Origin of the sequence: Mesorhizobium sp. WSM3862 (assembly GCF_002294985.1) — a bacterium.
GTDB lineage: Bacteria > Pseudomonadota > Alphaproteobacteria > Rhizobiales > Rhizobiaceae > Mesorhizobium.
Genome location: NZ_NSGE01000001.1, coordinates 297,007 through 311,621, shown reverse-complemented (window position 1 = coordinate 311,621; position 14,615 = coordinate 297,007). Strand labels below are relative to the sequence as shown.

The window sequence follows — 14,615 nt, the reverse complement described above, 5'->3', positions numbered from 1 at the left end:
GTATGCGTGGCGAGATTGGTATTGCGTTTTCCATGCCCGGCGGCGACGTGTCGGGGACGGCAGGTTCGCGACCTGTGGATATGGCCCACCTTGCGCGGCAGACGATGGATGATCGCGCGCTCGAACAGGAGGTGCTGGCGCTGTTCGTGCAGCAGGCGCTTTCGGTGCGCGACAAGATCGTCGATGCCGATGTCAAGGAACGGGTGCTCCTTGCACACGGCCTGAAAGGCTCGGCCCGCGGCATCGGCGCCTTTGCCGTCGCCGAATGCGCTGCAGCCATCGAAAAGCAGCCTGAGGATGGTCGCAGCCTGAGGAAGCTGGGCGTGCTGATCGATGAAGTGCGGGACTTCATCGCCGCCATCAGCCGGTAGTCCTCCAGGGAGCACATCCAGAAAAAACGTCATGCGGTGGCGCTTTCGCGCCGCAGTTGACTTGTCCGGCGGAGTGATTATCTCGGCTGCGACTCCTCAGGTGACAAATGGCCAAGCTGACTTACATCGCCAATGACGGTACTCAATTCGACGTGCAGGCCGAGAACGGCTCGACCGTCATGGAAAACGCGATCCGCAACGCGGTCCCCGGCATCGAGGCCGAATGCGGCGGCGCCTGCGCCTGTGCGACCTGTCATGTCTATGTCGACGAGGCCTGGACGGGTGAGGTCGGCGAGCCGGAAGCGATGGAGGAGGACATGCTGGACTTCGCCTACGACGTCCGGCCCAACTCGCGCCTGTCCTGCCAGATCAAGGTGCGCGACGCGCTCGACGGGCTGGTCGTGCGCGTTCCCGAACGCCAGGGCTGAACCAAGTCCCCATTTCCAATTTTGCCGTGGCTGCTTGGCAGCGAGCCAATGCTCATGCACTGTCGCCAGCATTCCCAAAATGGGGCGGAGCTGATGACGGACACGATCAAGACGGACGTACTCATTGTCGGGGCAGGGCCGGTCGGCCTATTCGCCGTGTTCGAGCTCGGGCTCTTCGACATGAAGTGCCATCTCATCGACATCCTCGACCGTCCCGGCGGGCAATGCGCCGAGCTCTATCCGGAAAAGCCGATCTACGACATTCCCGGCTGGCCGATGATCACTGCCCAGGGTCTGGTCGACAAGCTGCTCGAACAGATCCATCCCTTCAAGCCGGACTTCACTTTCAACCGGATGGTCTCAAGCCTCGAAAAGCTCGAGGACGGCAGCTTCCGCGTCACCACGGACGAGGCTGAGGTGCTCGAAGCCAAGGTGGTGGTGATCGCCGCCGGCGGCGGCTCATTCCAGCCCAAGCGACCGCCCATCCCGGGCATCGAGAGCTACGAGGGCAAGAGCGTGTTCTATTCGGTCCGGCGCATGGAAGATTTCCGCGGCCACGATCTCGTCATCGTCGGCGGCGGCGATTCGGCGCTCGACTGGACGCTCAACCTGCAGCCGATCGCCAAAAGCGTGACGCTTGTCCACCGGCGTCCGGAATTCCGGGCTGCGCCCGACAGCGTCAACAAGATGTACGCCATGCAGGAGATGAAAGAGCTGGAATTCCTGGTCGGTCAGGTGAGCGGGCTCGCAGGCGCCGACGGCCAGCTCTCGTCCGCCACCATCAAGGGTGGCCCGGATGGCGACATCGAGGTGCCATGCACCCGCATGCTGCCGTTCTTCGGCCTCACCATGAAACTCGGGCCGATCGCCGAATGGGGGCTGAACCTGCATGAGAACCTCATCCCGGTCGACACCGAGAAATTCCAGACGTCGGTTCCCGGCATCTTCGCCATCGGCGACATCAACTGGTATCCGGGCAAGCTGAAGCTGATCCTCTCAGGTTTCCATGAGGTCGCCCTGATGGCGCAGGCCGCAAAACGCATCGTCAGCCCGGGCGAGCGCATCGTCTTCCAGTACACGACCTCGTCGACCAGCCTGCAAAAGAAGCTCGGCGTCCACGATTGACGTGATCATTCGGCGAGCACGGGCGCTGCGTGCTCGTCCTTGCCGCGCAGCGGCTTTTCCGGCATCAGCGCCAGCGCGATCAATGCCAGAACAAGAGTGATGCCGGCGGTGAGGAAGATCATCACGAACGGCATTGCCGATGTCAGCTCGATATGCGTCTGCGAGCCCTCGGCGGCGAGCGGCAGGCCGTAGCCGAGCGCGACGGCGCCGAGCAGGGCGACGCCAAGCGCGCCGCCCAGTGTGCGCAGGAAGGTCAGGACGCCGGTCGCGACACCGAGATGGGCACGATCGACCGCGTTCTGTACCGAGACGGTGCTGACCGGGAAGGTCGTGCCACTGCCGAGGCCAATGAGGGTCGTCAGGATTTCGACTTCGAGCAGCGACGCGTGTGTCGCAATGGCACTCAGCACCCCGATGCACGCGATCGCCAAACTGACGCCGACCATGGCAATGCGCTTGTAGTGGACGAAGCGCGGGATCATGCGGCCGCTGAAGGTGGCACCGGCAACGGTGCCGAGCAGCAGACCCAGCATGGCGATGCCGGATTCACTGACCGAGAGCCCAACGACCGATTGCAGATAGACCGGCAGGTAAACCGACGCACCGATATTTGCCGCCTGCAGCAGGAACATCGACAACGTGCCGGCGAGCACGATCCGGTTGCCCAGCACCTCGAGCGAGATCAAAGGCTCACTGGCCCTCAGCAGCCGCAGCGCGAACAATGCCCAGAACGCGGCCGAGCAGGCCACCAGCCCAAGGATTTCCGGCGAGAACCACGGATAGGTGCTGCCACCCCAGTTGAGCGCCAGAAGCAGCAGCGCCGTGGCGATCACCAAGAGCACTGCGCCCAGCCCGTCGATGCGGTGATGTTTGGCCGCGATCGGCAACTTCTTCAGCGGATTGTTGATGATGGCCATCGCCAGGAAGCCGATCGGCAGGTTGATCCAGAAGATCAACGACCAGTGGAGATGCTCTGCGAAGACACCGCCAAGCAGCGGGCCGGCGACGCTGGCGACCGCCCAGGTGCCGGAGATCCATGCGGCGTAGCGGGCCCGCTCGCGTGGCGGCACCAGATCGCCGATGACGGTTTGCGTCAGCGCGAAAAGGCCGCCGCCGCCGGCCCCCTGGATCGCCCGGCCGATGACCAGCACCAGCATGTTGGGGGCCAGGGCGCTGACCAGAGATCCCAAAAGAAAGATCAGGATGGCGGCGTAGATGACCGGCCGGCGGCCATAGACGTCGGAAATCTTGCCGTAGAGCGGCGCCATCGCGGTGGCCGTCAGCAGATAGCCGGTCACGATCCAGGGCAGGTATTCGGCGTGGCCGAGAGCGCGCGCGATGGTCGGCAAGGCAGGCGACACAATGGTCTGGTCAAGCGCCGCCAGAAGCATCGACAAGAGCACGCCGCCGATGATGGCGTTCTTCTCGCTCTCGCTGATCGACGGCGAGGCCGTTGTCCTCATCCTCGTGCGATTGTCGACGGTCTGGTCCATGCGTCACTCTTTCAAGGTCGGTGCGCCGTCGGCAAGAAGCAGCCGGTGCGGGGCGTCCTGCGCCCGTCATTCGTATCTCGGTTTCCAAAGTCCGCCGGACGGCGAACCCGATATATGTCGGTCGATATAGGCCGTTTTCGACCGGTGCTCGAAAGTTTTCTGGAATCTGGCACCATTGTTTCGGCGGTGTTGGCTTTCGCCGGCACCGCCGAAACAATGGTCAAGCCGGCGGCAACCGTCCGCTTTGGGTGCGCTGCATCCGGTAGCGCAGGAGCCGGATGATTCGGCTCTCGAAATTGACGCTTTCGACGCGGTCGAACTGCACCTGGGCGCGATCGTGCTTGGCGAGGATGGCGGCCGAGATCTGGGCGGCCTGGGCCTTCGCGGCTTCGCAGGTCCTCTGCGGATAAGTCGCCTTGAGCGCGTCCTCGAGTTCGCGCGCGTGGTTCTTGGCGATCTCGACATGGCGCTCTTCGTGGCGCTTGATGTCGGCCGATAGCGTATCCCAGAACAGCCTGACCTGCGGATCCGCCTTGCGCGGGCGCCGCCATTCCGGGAGGATCACCTTGACCTTCACGGTCACCTGCGCGTTCGCGATCCGGCATGAATTTGCGGTTTGCGCGTAGCTGACGCGGGTGGTGAAAGCCATCTGCGTTGCGCCTGGATGCCGGGAGCCGGTACTCTTCACTTCCGGTCCGTTTTTCGTCAGCTGTTTTTCGATGTCGTCCAGCGTGCGGCCGCCGACGCTGAAATAGCTGTAGGTCTTCACCAGATTTGCCGCGGCGGCCGGCGTGGCGGCCAGCGTGAGCATGAGGGCGCAGAGCAGGGAACGGTTCATCATGTTGCCTCTTCACGCACCTTGCTTTACGGCCGTTGCCGGCGCAACGAAATTGATTTCGCGCGGATCACGCATGGTTGATGGACAATGACGACAAGGCGGTGGCAGCTCGCGCATGGACGCCATCTCGACCTCGGCCCCAAGTCGGTCGTGGTCGGCATCCTCAACGTCACGCCGGACAGTTTTTCCGACGGGGGATTGTTCATCGCGCCGGAGAAGGCGATAGCCCAGGCGCGCCGCATGGCGGAAGAGGGCGCGGCCATCATCGACATCGGCGGGGAATCGACGCGGCCCGGTTTTGCCCCGATCAGCGCCGAAAAAGAGCAGGCGCGGGTGCTGCCGGTCATCGAGGCGCTCGCGACATCGGGCGAGGCGCTGATTTCGGTCGACACCTATCGCGAGGCCACCGCGCGGCGGGCCGTCGCTGCGGGGGCGCATATCGTCAACGATGTCTGGGGACTGCAGCGCGAGCCCGGCATCGCGAGAGTCGCGGCCGAGACCGGCGCCGGCCTCATCATCATGCATACCGGCCGTGAACGCCAGAAGCTGCCGGACGTGATCGAGGACCAGCTTCTGTTCCTCAGCAAATCGCTGGAGATCGCGCGCGCCAGCAATGTTGCCGAGGACCAGATCGTGCTCGACGCCGGTTTCGGCTTTGCCAAGGAAACGACGGAGGAAAATCTCGATCTGATGGCGCGGTTCTCCGAGCTTCAGGCGCTCGGCTTTCCGCTGATGGCGGGAACGTCGCGAAAGCGTTTTATCGGCGGCGTCACCGGGCGCGAGCCCGCTGAGCGCGCTGTCGGCACGGCGGCCACGAGCGTCATTCTGCGGCTCAAGGGAGCCGATCTTTTTCGCGTCCACGATGTCGCAATCAACGTGGATGCGCTGGCGATGGCCGATGCTATGCTGGCGCGAGAAAAACTTTCTCCCGGACGCTGACGATGTATGTCATCCGCATGAAGAACTGCGCCTTCTTTGCCCGGCACGGCGTGCTGGACGAGGAGGAGACGCTCGGTCAGCGTTTTTATGTCGACGCCGAACTCACGGTCGAGCCCAGCCGGCCGCTGGAGGACGATTCGATCGAGGATACCGTCAATTACGGCATCGCCTTCGCGGTGATCGAGAAGATCGTCACCGGGCACCGGCGTTTCCTGATCGAGGCGCTGGCGCTGGAAGTGGCGAAAGCGCTGGCGGCACGCTTTCCGCAGATCAGGAAAGCGGAAATTACCGTGCGCAAGCCGAACGCCCCGGTTCCGGGCGTGCTCGATCATGTCGAGGTGACAGTTGTCTGGCCTCAATAGCGCCGTCTACCTTAGCCTCGGCGGCAATCTCGGCGATCCGCCGAAATCCATGGCCGCGGCGCTGCGCATGCTGGACGGCGATGACAAGACGCGCGTCACCGCTGTTTCCTCGCTCTACCGGACGCCGCCGTGGGGCAAGCTCGACCAGCCGGATTTTCTCAATGCCTCGGCCGGGATCGAAACCGCGCTCTCGCCACGCGGCCTGCTCGATCTCTGCCTGGACGTCGAGAGGCGCCTGAAGCGGGTGCGCGAGGAACGTTGGGGGCCGCGCCTGATCGACATCGACATTCTGGTGTTCGGTGACCGGGTGATCCACGAGACGGGCCTTGAGGTTCCCCATCCGCGCATGCTGGAGCGGGCCTTCGTGCTGGCGCCGCTGGCCGAGATCGCGCCCGACCTTGTGGTCGGCAACAAAAGCGTGTCGGAGCGGCTCGGCGTCGTCGATATTTCGGGGATCGAGCGGCTGCCGTCCGGCCGGGAGTGGTGGCTCGCTTAGATTAGCCGAGGGTGGGATTGGTTGGAGGACGACGGATCTTGGCCGTGGCGATCATCCATTCAACCACTTCCACGGACACTTCAGACTCAAACAGGGTCACGGTCATCTTCCTATCGAAATCCGAAAAGAAAATCTGGCCCACAATGTGCCCGTGTTGGTCGGCGAGTTCCAGATACATGCCATCGCGTTGGACGTCGCTTCCGATCGTGGCTTCGTAGGTCCGCCCTGCTAGCTCGATCATGTGTTGATTATCCGCAGTTTGCCTGTTCAGCCGGAGAAACCGCCGCCCTCGAGAAACGTCTTTTCCTCGGGCGTCGTCTCGCGGCCGAGCATTTTGTTGCGGTGCGGAAAGCGCCCGAAGCGCTGGATGATCTCCAGGTGCTCCTTGGCGTATTTGAGATAATCCGGCGCCCTCGCCGCTGTGAGTTCGAGCGAGCGTTCCTGATCCGCGAGCGACTCCGAATGCTCAAAGGGGAGATAGAGGAAGACGCGAAGCGCTTCTTCGAACTCGAGATCCTGACCGGCGGCGATCGCCCGGTCGGCGAAATGCCTGGCCAGCGGATCGGTCGCATACATATGCCCGGTGCCGCGGAAGCAGTTGCGCGGAAACTGGTCGAGCAGGATCATCAGCGCCAGCGATCCTTCGGCATGCTCGCTCCAGGCGTCGCATTCGCGCCGGGCGGCGGCGTGGTGCAGCTCGAGGAAGCAGTCGCGGAAACCCGAGTCGAACGCGTCGTTCTTTTCGAACCAGGCGTCCTCGCCGGCATCGCGCCAGAATTTGGTGACGGCAAGCGCCCGCGGGTCGAGTTCTGCCATGCGTTGCTCCTCAGCTCTTCGTCTCTGCCTTGTTCAGCACGCCGGCCGTCTCTTCGTTCAGCGCTCGGCCGGCGCGGCGCGGCTGCGCGAGCGGGGTCGGGATCGGCGTGCCGATATTGCCTTTGAGAAAGCGCTGGCCGGCGCGGATACCTTCGGCGAGCTGTGTCTCGATGCGAGCTGTGTCGCGGCGGCGGACGTCCTCGATCACCTCGGCTACCTCTTCCGGATCGACGCCCAGCGCTTCCAGGGCCGAGCCGCCGAAGACCAGCGCCGATTCAAAGGTCTCGCGCAACTGATAGTCGACGCCGGCGCGGATGAGTTGCAGCGCGGTGCCGCGGTCGAAGGCACGCGCCAGGATAGTGACCAGCGGGAATTCCGCCTTGATCAATTGCGCGATGCGCACGGCCACGTCCGGTTTGTCGACGCAGATCAGCACGGCGCGCGCGCGGCCAGCGCCTGCCGCACGCAGGATGTCGAGCCGCGTGCCGTCGCCGTAATAGACCTTGAAGCCGAAATCGGCCGCCGCCTGGATCATCTCGACCTCATTGTCGATGATCGAGACGTCGAGACCGCGCAAAAGCAGCGGCTGGCTGGCGATCTGGCCGAAGCGGCCGAAGCCGATGATCAGCACGCTGCCGGTTAGCCCGTCGGCGATGTCGACGCCTTCCAGCGATTGCTCGTCGCGCGGGGTGAGGTAGCGCAGTGCCAAGATAGCCACGGGCGTCAGCACCATGGAGATGATGACGATGGCGGTCAGAGTGGAATTGGCCTGGCCGTCGATGATGCCGACGACGGCGGCCGAGGAATAGAGCACAAAGGCGAATTCGCCGCCCTGCGCCATGAAGACGGCGCGCTCGAGCGCCTCGCGATGGCCGCTCTTGAGCATACGCGCGACCAGATAGATGCCGAGCCCCTTCATGACCATATAGGCGACGACATAAATGGCGACCAAGCGCCAGTTCTGGGCGACGACGCCAAGATCGAGCGACATGCCGACGGCAAGAAAGAACAGGCCGAGCAGGATGCCGCGAAACGGCTCGATATCGGCTTCGAGCTGGTGGCGGAAGGTCGATTCGGAGAGCAGCACGCCGGCGAGGAACGCACCCATCGCCATCGACAGACCGGAAAGCTGCATGGCTAGCGCCGACCCAAGCACCACCAGCAGGGCGGCGGCCGTCATCACTTCGCGGGCGCGGGCATCGGCTAGGATGCGGAAGAGCGGGTTGAGCAGATAGCGACCGGCCACGACGAGGCCGATGATCGCCGCGATCCCGATCCCCACTTCGGTCAAGCGCTCAGACAGGCTGGTCTCCGCGCCCCCGGGCGCCAGGAACGCCACCAGCGCCAGAAGCGGCACGATCATCAGGTCTTCGAGCAGAAGGATCGAGACGATGCGCTGCCCCTTGGGTGCGGCGATCTCGCCGCGCTCCTCGAGCAGTTGCATGACGATCGCGGTCGAGGTCAGCACAAAGCCGGCGCCGGCGACGAAGGATTGCGCGATCGGAAAGCCTCCGGCCAGGCCGACGAGCGTCAACAGAACGGCGCAGACGCCAACCTGCAGCGCGCCGAGACCAAAGATTTCCCGGCGCAGGCCCCAGAGCCGCGACGGCTGCATTTCCAGGCCGATGATGAACAGGAACATGACGACGCCAAGCTCGGCGACGTGAAGGATGGATTCCGATTCGGAAAAAATGCGGAGGCCGAACGGCCCGATGACCACACCGGCAGCGAGATAGCCGAGGATGGAGCCCAGCCCGATGCGCTTGAAGATCGGCACGGCGATCACGCCGGCAGCGAGCAGCGCCACTACCTGTACGAGATCGCTGCCCGATGCTTCAGCCGCCATGACTGCCGTCCTTTCGTTTCAGCACTCCTTGCATGCAGCGGGAGTGCGAGGCAAGGGCAGGGGGCCTGGCAGGAAGAGCAGGGGTGTCTGCCCGAAAATGAGCGTGTGCCGTCAGACAAACTCGCGCTGCAGCTTCGTGCACAAGTTTACGCAGCCCGGTCGTTGCGCGCCGCCACAATCAAAGGTTAAGGCCGGTAGGCTTTGGCTATGGAGCTTCAGCCATTGGAGGGCAGCGGCGATGGGCCGCTGCCTTTTTTTTGAGGAGATGACTGACATGAAGAAGTTTTTGCTCGTTGCCGTTGGCGTTGCGGCGCTGGCCGTTTCGGCCTGTTCGAAGGGACCGGAGTGCACACAGGAGATCGCCGCCAAGAAGGCGCAGGACATGGCTGCCGCGCTTCAGGAAGCAATCACCAAGGATCCGAGCAAGGCGGCTGATCTGACGGCCAAGGTGCAGGCCGTGACGACGAAATATCAGAATGCCACGACGCTGGACGAAGCCTGCAAGGCATATGACGAAGTGACTGCCGCCATCAAGGGTTGAGCCAAGTCAAAACGAAAGAAGGCGGTGGCCATTGGCTGCCGCCTTTGGTCTTCCTCGATCGCGCTTTGCTCAGTTCTTCGCGATCGAGCCGACTTCGACCGTGTCGACCCGCTTTAGGCTCATGCCGATGACCGGCACCAACTGCTTGTCGACGCGCACGGCGACCGTCACGGTCATCGAATTGTCGTCGGGGACGCGCGCCTGCATGACGCCGTTCAACTGATTGCGGTTAATGGTGAAGACGACCTTTTGGGGATCGACGACATTGCCGCCGACAATGTCCATGCCGTTGCCGGTCGAGCCACCCATGAAAGTGCCTTTGTAACCATCCCGGCCCCGGCGTTCGACCGTCGCCGACATCTTCTGGGTGAAAACGCCGACCCGGCAGTCGCCGTCCAGCGTCATGCCGACCTTGCCGTCCGGCGTGGAACCGTTGAAATTGCAGGTGAATTTCGTGCCCTTGTATTTGCCGGCGATGATTTCGCCAGGGCCGACCCATTTGCCTTCGACCGAGCGGAAAAACTGCTTGTCAGCCTCTGCTCCAAAGGCCCTTTCGACGAGGCCGAGCGGTACGGCGGCCGCAACCGTTGCGGTCATGACGCAGGACAAGATTACGCTTCTCATTGACAACACCCGGCACGAACGAGTCTGCTGTTGGAACCAGAGTGACCATGAAGAAGATTGGTTAATGCTTCGTCACTGGCGACCGTTTCTGCATTTACCTTACTGCTCGCTTTGGCCATCCTTTCGCGACGCGAACGAGGTCAATGCCGAGAGGAAATCGCCTAGCCCCGGTCGCTTTACCGCAATGAACGGCAGCGGGCGCGTCGTTTCCATCGCCGCGATGCCGATGCGCGCCGTCATCATGCCGTTGACGACGCCTTCACCAAGCTTTGCCGAGAGCTTCGCGGCAAGGCCGTGGCCGACGATCTGCTGCACGAAACTGTCGCCGACGGCGATCGAGCCGGTCACCGCGAGATGGGCGAGCACACCGCGCGCCAGGCGGAAGAAGCCCAGCGTACCGGGACGGCCGCCATAAAGTTCCGACAGGCGCCGGATCAACCTGCCGGCTTCGAACACGACATAGGCGACGTCGACCAACGCGCGCGGGCTGACCGCCGTCACCAGCGAGACCCTCTTCGCGGCCTCCAGGATCATCATCTTGGCGCGGGCATCGAGCGGCGACAGGATCTCGGTTTCGGCGAGCCGCACCAGATTGGCGCCATCGATGATCTCGCCGCGCAATTCGGCGAGCGAGCGGCGGCCGGCCGCGGTCTCCGGTTTAGCTGCGACAAAGGCGGAAAGCTCGTCGACCAAAGCGCGCGCGGCCTTGGGGTCGTCGCGCGCAACCGCATCCACGGCCCGTCGCTGTAGTTTCTCGACCTCAGCGAGGCGTGCGATGGCGAGGAACTCGCGGATCAGGACGATAAGCAGCGACAAAAGCGCGATGGCCGCCATGCCGGCCGCCAGCCAGCCCAGCCATTCGGCGCGCGCGAAAAGGTCACGGATGAGCTGATCCGTCCACAAGCCGACCGCGAGCGAGACAAGCACGCCGAAAGCTCCGAAAAACAGGCGTGCCAGCAGTGAGCGCTTCCTTGCAGAGGTCGCCGGTGGCGGCGGGGCCTGCTCGATATCCGGCTGGTCGAAAACGTCGATCTCCGAGGGAATGACCACGGCGACATCGGCCCTGGCGGCGGGTGGCCTGCGCACGGGCTGTTCGGCGCGATGCTTCTGCGGCGCCTCGTGCCGCGGCGCGGGCTCGGGCTCGATGCGGAAGGCCGCCGGTTTGCGGGGCGGATTCATGCCAAACGATCTCCGATCAGGAACTGAAGCGCGCGGTCGAGGCGAATATGCGGCAAAGACAGCGTGACGCCTTCGGCCGTCCGCTCGAGCTTCGGCGGACGAAAGCGCACGAAACGGATCGCCGGTTCATTGTTTTCCGCCTGCTGCCGGGAAACGTCGAACACGGGATCGACCTTTTCCGGCAAGTCGCCGGGAAATATGGCTGTTTCGGCTTTGCCGTCGAATGTCTCGCCGTTGATCTTCTCGCCTTTCAAGGGCGTGCCGATGATCACCGGCAATGTCTCGCGGCCTTGCTTCACGAAGCCCTCGCGGGTCGAGCGCACCGCCGCCATGGCGACCACATCGACATCGGCGCCGCCGAAATTGGCCCGCGCGACCGCGCGGTCGGCCAGGCGGCGCACGATCGCCTGCAGCCGGTCATGGGTTTCGTGGTGCAACTGGTCGGCTTTGGTCGCCGCCACCAGTATGCGGTCGATGCGCCTCGAAAACAGGTCGGTGACGAAATTGCTCCGCCCGGGTCGGAAGCAGGAGAGGATTTCGGTGACGGCCCGTTCGAGGTCGGCCATGGCGGCCGGGCCGGCGTTGAGCGCCTGCATGGCGTCTATCAGCACGATCTGGCGGTCGAGACGGGTAATATGCTCGCGAAAGAATGGTTTTACGACATGCGTCTTGTAGGCCTCGTAGCGGCGCTCCATCATCGCCTGCAGCGATCCGGGGCGGCGCCGTTCGGACAATTTCATCAGCGGCGCGAAGGTCAGCGCCGGCGAGCCTTCGAGATCGCCCGGCATCAGGAAACGACCCGGCGGCAGCGTCGACAGCGCACGTTCGTCGAGCTTGCAAGCCTTGAGATAGGCGGCGAAGCTTTCGGCGAGACGGCGCGCCGTCATCTCGTCCGCGTCTGTGTCCGGATCGACCGAGGAGGCCAGCTCCTGCCACGCCTGTGACAGGTCGGAGCGGACCGGTAGGGCGGCCAGCTCCACCGCCTCGCGCGAAAAATCGGCGAAAGATTTACCGAGCAGCGGGAGGTCGAGCAGCCATTCGCCGGGATAATCGACGATGTCGATCGACAGCTTTCCGGCCGAAAACAGCCGGTTCCAGCCGGAGGCCGACTCGTATTCGATGGTCAGCCTCAGCTCTGAAATGGCGCGCGTCGAATCCGGCCAGACACGGTCGTCGACCAGGGCCGCGACATGGTCCTCGTACTGGAAGCGCGGGACGGCGTCGTCCGGCTGCTCCTCGAGCAAGGCGCGGGCGATGCGGCCCGATTTTTGCGCTTCGAACAGCGGCAGCCGCCCGCCATGGATAAGGTTATGCACGAGAGCGGAAATGAACACCGTCTTGCCGGCACGGGAGAGGCCGGTGACGCCCAGTCGCAGGGATGGGGAGAAGAGCCCGGCGGCCCGGCCCGACAACGTGTCGAGCGCAATCCTCGCCTCGTCGGTGAAAGTGGTCAGCGATGATGCCAAATCTGCCTCTGGGTCGCCCGTCAGGGCCCGATATAAGCCTTGGGCAAGGCGTTTGAAATGGTGTCAGAGATCGGCGGGACTGAGAAAGGCCTCGAGATAACCACGGCCTTGGCCTGCTTCACCGAGATTGCCGGGAAAACGCACGACGGCGAGTCCGGAAGTGGGAAAGCCGTGGTTGAGCATGCCTCGCGCGGTCTCATCGCCGTCGCCCGACACCGCCATGGCTAGGTCCTCGGTCATCGGATTGTGGCCGATCACCAGCAATGAGCCGGCCCCGCTGTTATTACGAATGATTTCGAGGTAACCGGCGGCATCTTCGCTGTAGAGTGTGTCGAAGAACAGCACCCGGCCGGTGTCGGTGCGGCCCGCAAGGCCTTCCAGGGTCTGCCGTGCTCGCTTGGCGTTGGAGCAGAGCGTGACATCCGGCACGTAGTCGCGGGCCCGCATGGCGTCACCCATCGCCTCAGCGTCGGCCATGCCCGATTCGTCGAGCGGACGATCGAAGTCACGAACACCGGGCAGCGCCCATCCGGCCTTGGCATGCCTCAACAGATAAAGTCTGCTCAACCGGCTCCCCCTTTATGTTGAATACGCTGAGCGTTTTGGCGATTAGTCACCAGAACGGTGTCGTGCACAATGGCATAGGACGCGCAACCGCGCCGAATCGCTGATGAATTCGATCTCGACCGTTGAGAAATGGCCGCCGCGAATGCCTGCTGCTAAGACTAACAAATGCGTGAAACTGTTATTGTTTCCGCTTGTGCAGCCCCTTGTCCGCGAATATATAGGCGCCAAATTTGGGGTTGTTGGGTGAGTCGAATGAACGACATCGTTACCGCCGATTACGTACCCTCCGAAGACGAGCCGTTCATGAACGAACGGCAGAAATCATACTTCCGCCAGAAGCTTATCACATGGAAGAATGACATCCTTCGCGAAGCGCGTGAAACACTCGAAATCCTCCAGCAAGAAAACGCCAACCATCCCGACCTAGCCGACCGCGCCTCTTCCGAAACCGACCGAGCCATCGAACTGCGCGCCCGCGATCGCCAGCGCAAGCTCATCTCGAAAATCGACTCCGCGCTGCAGCGCATCGACGAAGGCACCTATGGCTATTGCGAGGAAACCGGCGAGCCGATCGCGCTGAAGCGGCTCGACGCCCGCCCGATCGCGACGCTGTCGATCGAGGCGCAGGAGCGCCACGAACGCCGCGAGAAGGTCTACCGCGACGACTGACGCGGGTTGGGACAGACGCAGGTTTTGCGAAAATGGCCGGATCTTTCCGGCCATTTTCTTTTTTGAGCGGCAATCCTTTGGGGGTCAGCGTTTGTGGCTGGCCAGCTCGCCGAGAAGCTTGGTCATCTCGTCATCGAGCGAGGGCTTCGCCGCCGGCTTGCTTGCCGGTTTGGAATGGGACTCCTCCAACGATGCCTCGAGCTCGTGCATCAGTGTGTCGTCGATCGAGTCGTTGGAGGGCTGCGGCGGGGCCTGCCGGCCAGTGCCATTCGTCCCATACGCAGGGAGCGGCATGACTTTCGCGGCCGGGGGAGGCGGTACCAGCGGCTTTGCCGGAGGGGGCGCCGCGCGCGGGCGCGACACGGGCTCGCCCACGGGAGCCGGCGCCGGTGCGGTCGGCTGCCGGGCCGGGGCGGGTGCGGGCTGAGGCGCCCGCGGGCGCGGCGCGGCGGTCTGCTGCTGGCCGCTGTCTCCGGTCAGCGCCGGGCGGCGAGGTGCTGCCAGCCTTATGTCGCGCTCGACCACGACATCAGTCGGGCCGCCGATCAGGATGAGGTGTTCGATATCGTCGCGCCGCACCAGCACCAGCCGGCGGTGGCTGTCGACAGCGGTGGCGTCCATGACGGCGAGCCGTGTCTTGCGATTCCGGCCTCCGGCAACGAAGGTGCCGAAAGTCAGGTTGCGGACTACCTTGATGACGAGCAGGACCACGACCAGCAGAACAAGGGCCGCGAACGTCCATAGAATTGCAGCGACGTAACCCGGCCCCGCTACGCTATCCAGCCACTGCAGCATCGGTGCACCCAATCGCCTTTGAAGTGACGCGACACTAGACCTTAGGGACTAGCCTCCGCA

18 protein-coding genes are annotated in these 14,615 nt (G+C 63.7%); 8 read left to right on the top strand and 10 right to left on the bottom strand.

Translation table 11 applies throughout. From position 1 onward, the window contains the following. The first annotated feature begins 2 nt into the window (after positions 1 to 2). The 3 genes from CK224_RS01600 (at position 3) to CK224_RS01590 (ending at position 1,924) form a co-directional block, all read left to right on the top strand. Entirely contained in the window at positions 3 to 371 is a 369-nt protein-coding gene (locus CK224_RS01600) for an Hpt domain-containing protein (protein WP_095780583.1), read from the top strand. Positions 372 to 478: 107 nt separating this feature from the next. Further along, positions 479 to 799, top strand: a complete 321-nt coding sequence (locus tag CK224_RS01595; protein WP_095780582.1) for a 2Fe-2S iron-sulfur cluster-binding protein — start codon at positions 479 to 481, stop codon at positions 797 to 799. Between the two features lie 93 nt (positions 800 to 892). Then, positions 893 to 1,924 (top strand): NAD(P)/FAD-dependent oxidoreductase, encoded by a 1,032-nt coding sequence (locus tag CK224_RS01590; protein WP_095780581.1) that lies wholly within the window; start codon positions 893 to 895, stop codon positions 1,922 to 1,924. Positions 1,925 to 1,929: 5 nt separating this feature from the next. Here the strand turns inward: CK224_RS01590 and CK224_RS01585 are convergent, their stop codons facing one another. Beyond that, the gene (locus CK224_RS01585) at positions 1,930 to 3,417 is read right to left on the bottom strand and encodes an MDR family MFS transporter (RefSeq protein ID WP_095780580.1); all 1,488 of its coding nucleotides are present in this window, start codon (positions 3,415 to 3,417) and stop codon (positions 1,930 to 1,932) included. 220 nt (positions 3,418 to 3,637) lie between these two features. Then, positions 3,638 to 4,258 (bottom strand): DUF922 domain-containing protein, encoded by a 621-nt coding sequence (locus CK224_RS01580; RefSeq protein WP_067319718.1) that lies wholly within the window; start codon positions 4,256 to 4,258, stop codon positions 3,638 to 3,640. Between the two features lie 84 nt (positions 4,259 to 4,342). Between CK224_RS01580 and folP the strand changes: the two genes are divergently transcribed. From folP to folK, 3 genes are read left to right on the top strand one after another with little or no spacing between them, the layout of a single operon-like run. Next, a complete protein-coding gene (gene folP, locus CK224_RS01575; protein ID WP_095780579.1) occupies positions 4,343 to 5,194 on the top strand; it encodes a dihydropteroate synthase in 852 nt (283 codons plus the stop codon). A gap of 2 nt (positions 5,195 to 5,196) precedes the next feature. Continuing rightward, a complete protein-coding gene (gene folB / locus CK224_RS01570) occupies positions 5,197 to 5,556 on the top strand; it encodes a dihydroneopterin aldolase (RefSeq protein WP_066992392.1) in 360 nt (119 codons plus the stop codon). Continuing rightward, positions 5,540 to 6,052, top strand: coding sequence for a 2-amino-4-hydroxy-6-hydroxymethyldihydropteridine diphosphokinase (gene folK / locus CK224_RS01565; protein WP_095780578.1), 513 nt, complete (start codon positions 5,540 to 5,542; stop codon positions 6,050 to 6,052). The genes folB and folK overlap by 17 nt, the downstream gene beginning before the upstream one ends. A 1-nt stretch (position 6,053) precedes the next feature. Here the strand turns inward: folK and CK224_RS01560 are convergent, their stop codons facing one another. Genes CK224_RS01560 through CK224_RS01550 form a run of 3 tightly spaced genes read right to left on the bottom strand, consistent with a single transcriptional unit; the run spans position 6,054 to position 8,714 of the window. Next, a complete protein-coding gene (locus CK224_RS01560; protein WP_095780577.1) occupies positions 6,054 to 6,293 on the bottom strand; it encodes a hypothetical protein in 240 nt (79 codons plus the stop codon). 26 nt (positions 6,294 to 6,319) lie between these two features. Beyond that, on the bottom strand, positions 6,320 to 6,868 hold the full coding sequence (locus CK224_RS01555; protein WP_066992399.1) for a DUF924 family protein: 549 nt from the start codon (positions 6,866 to 6,868) through the stop codon (positions 6,320 to 6,322). Positions 6,869 to 6,878: 10 nt separating this feature from the next. Then, positions 6,879 to 8,714, bottom strand: coding sequence for a monovalent cation:proton antiporter-2 (CPA2) family protein (locus tag CK224_RS01550; protein WP_095780576.1), 1,836 nt, complete (start codon positions 8,712 to 8,714; stop codon positions 6,879 to 6,881). 274 nt (positions 8,715 to 8,988) lie between these two features. On the opposite strand from CK224_RS01550, the gene CK224_RS01545 reads away from it, so the two are divergent. After that, positions 8,989 to 9,255: a hypothetical protein gene (locus CK224_RS01545; RefSeq protein WP_067320126.1), complete on the top strand. Its 267-nt coding sequence runs from the start codon at positions 8,989 to 8,991 to the stop codon at positions 9,253 to 9,255. 69 nt (positions 9,256 to 9,324) lie between these two features. On the opposite strand, the gene CK224_RS01540 is transcribed toward CK224_RS01545, so the two are convergent. The 4 genes from CK224_RS01540 to CK224_RS01525 all read right to left on the bottom strand — a co-directional run bounded on the left by CK224_RS01540 (position 9,325) and on the right by CK224_RS01525 (position 13,091). Beyond that, positions 9,325 to 9,852 carry a hypothetical protein gene (locus tag CK224_RS01540; protein ID WP_245299552.1) on the bottom strand — a complete coding sequence of 176 codons (528 nt, stop codon included), beginning with the start codon at positions 9,850 to 9,852 and terminating at the stop codon, positions 9,325 to 9,327. Between the two features lie 126 nt (positions 9,853 to 9,978). Beyond that, positions 9,979 to 11,058, bottom strand: a complete 1,080-nt coding sequence (locus CK224_RS01535) for a YcjF family protein (RefSeq protein WP_095780575.1) — start codon at positions 11,056 to 11,058, stop codon at positions 9,979 to 9,981. Then, a complete protein-coding gene (locus tag CK224_RS01530) occupies positions 11,055 to 12,524 on the bottom strand; it encodes a YcjX family protein (protein ID WP_095780574.1) in 1,470 nt (489 codons plus the stop codon). The genes CK224_RS01535 and CK224_RS01530 overlap by 4 nt, the downstream gene beginning before the upstream one ends. Before the next feature lie 63 nt (positions 12,525 to 12,587). Further along, positions 12,588 to 13,091 (bottom strand): histidine phosphatase family protein, encoded by a 504-nt coding sequence (locus CK224_RS01525; RefSeq protein WP_095780573.1) that lies wholly within the window; start codon positions 13,089 to 13,091, stop codon positions 12,588 to 12,590. 252 nt (positions 13,092 to 13,343) lie between these two features. Between CK224_RS01525 and dksA the strand changes: the two genes are divergently transcribed. Continuing rightward, entirely contained in the window at positions 13,344 to 13,760 is a 417-nt protein-coding gene (gene dksA / locus CK224_RS01520; protein WP_040972254.1) for an RNA polymerase-binding protein DksA, read from the top strand. Between the two features lie 84 nt (positions 13,761 to 13,844). Here the strand turns inward: dksA and CK224_RS01515 are convergent, their stop codons facing one another. Next, positions 13,845 to 14,555 carry a flagellar biosynthetic protein FliO gene (locus CK224_RS01515; RefSeq protein ID WP_095780572.1) on the bottom strand — a complete coding sequence of 237 codons (711 nt, stop codon included), beginning with the start codon at positions 14,553 to 14,555 and terminating at the stop codon, positions 13,845 to 13,847. Between the last annotated feature and the right edge of the window lie 60 nt (positions 14,556 to 14,615).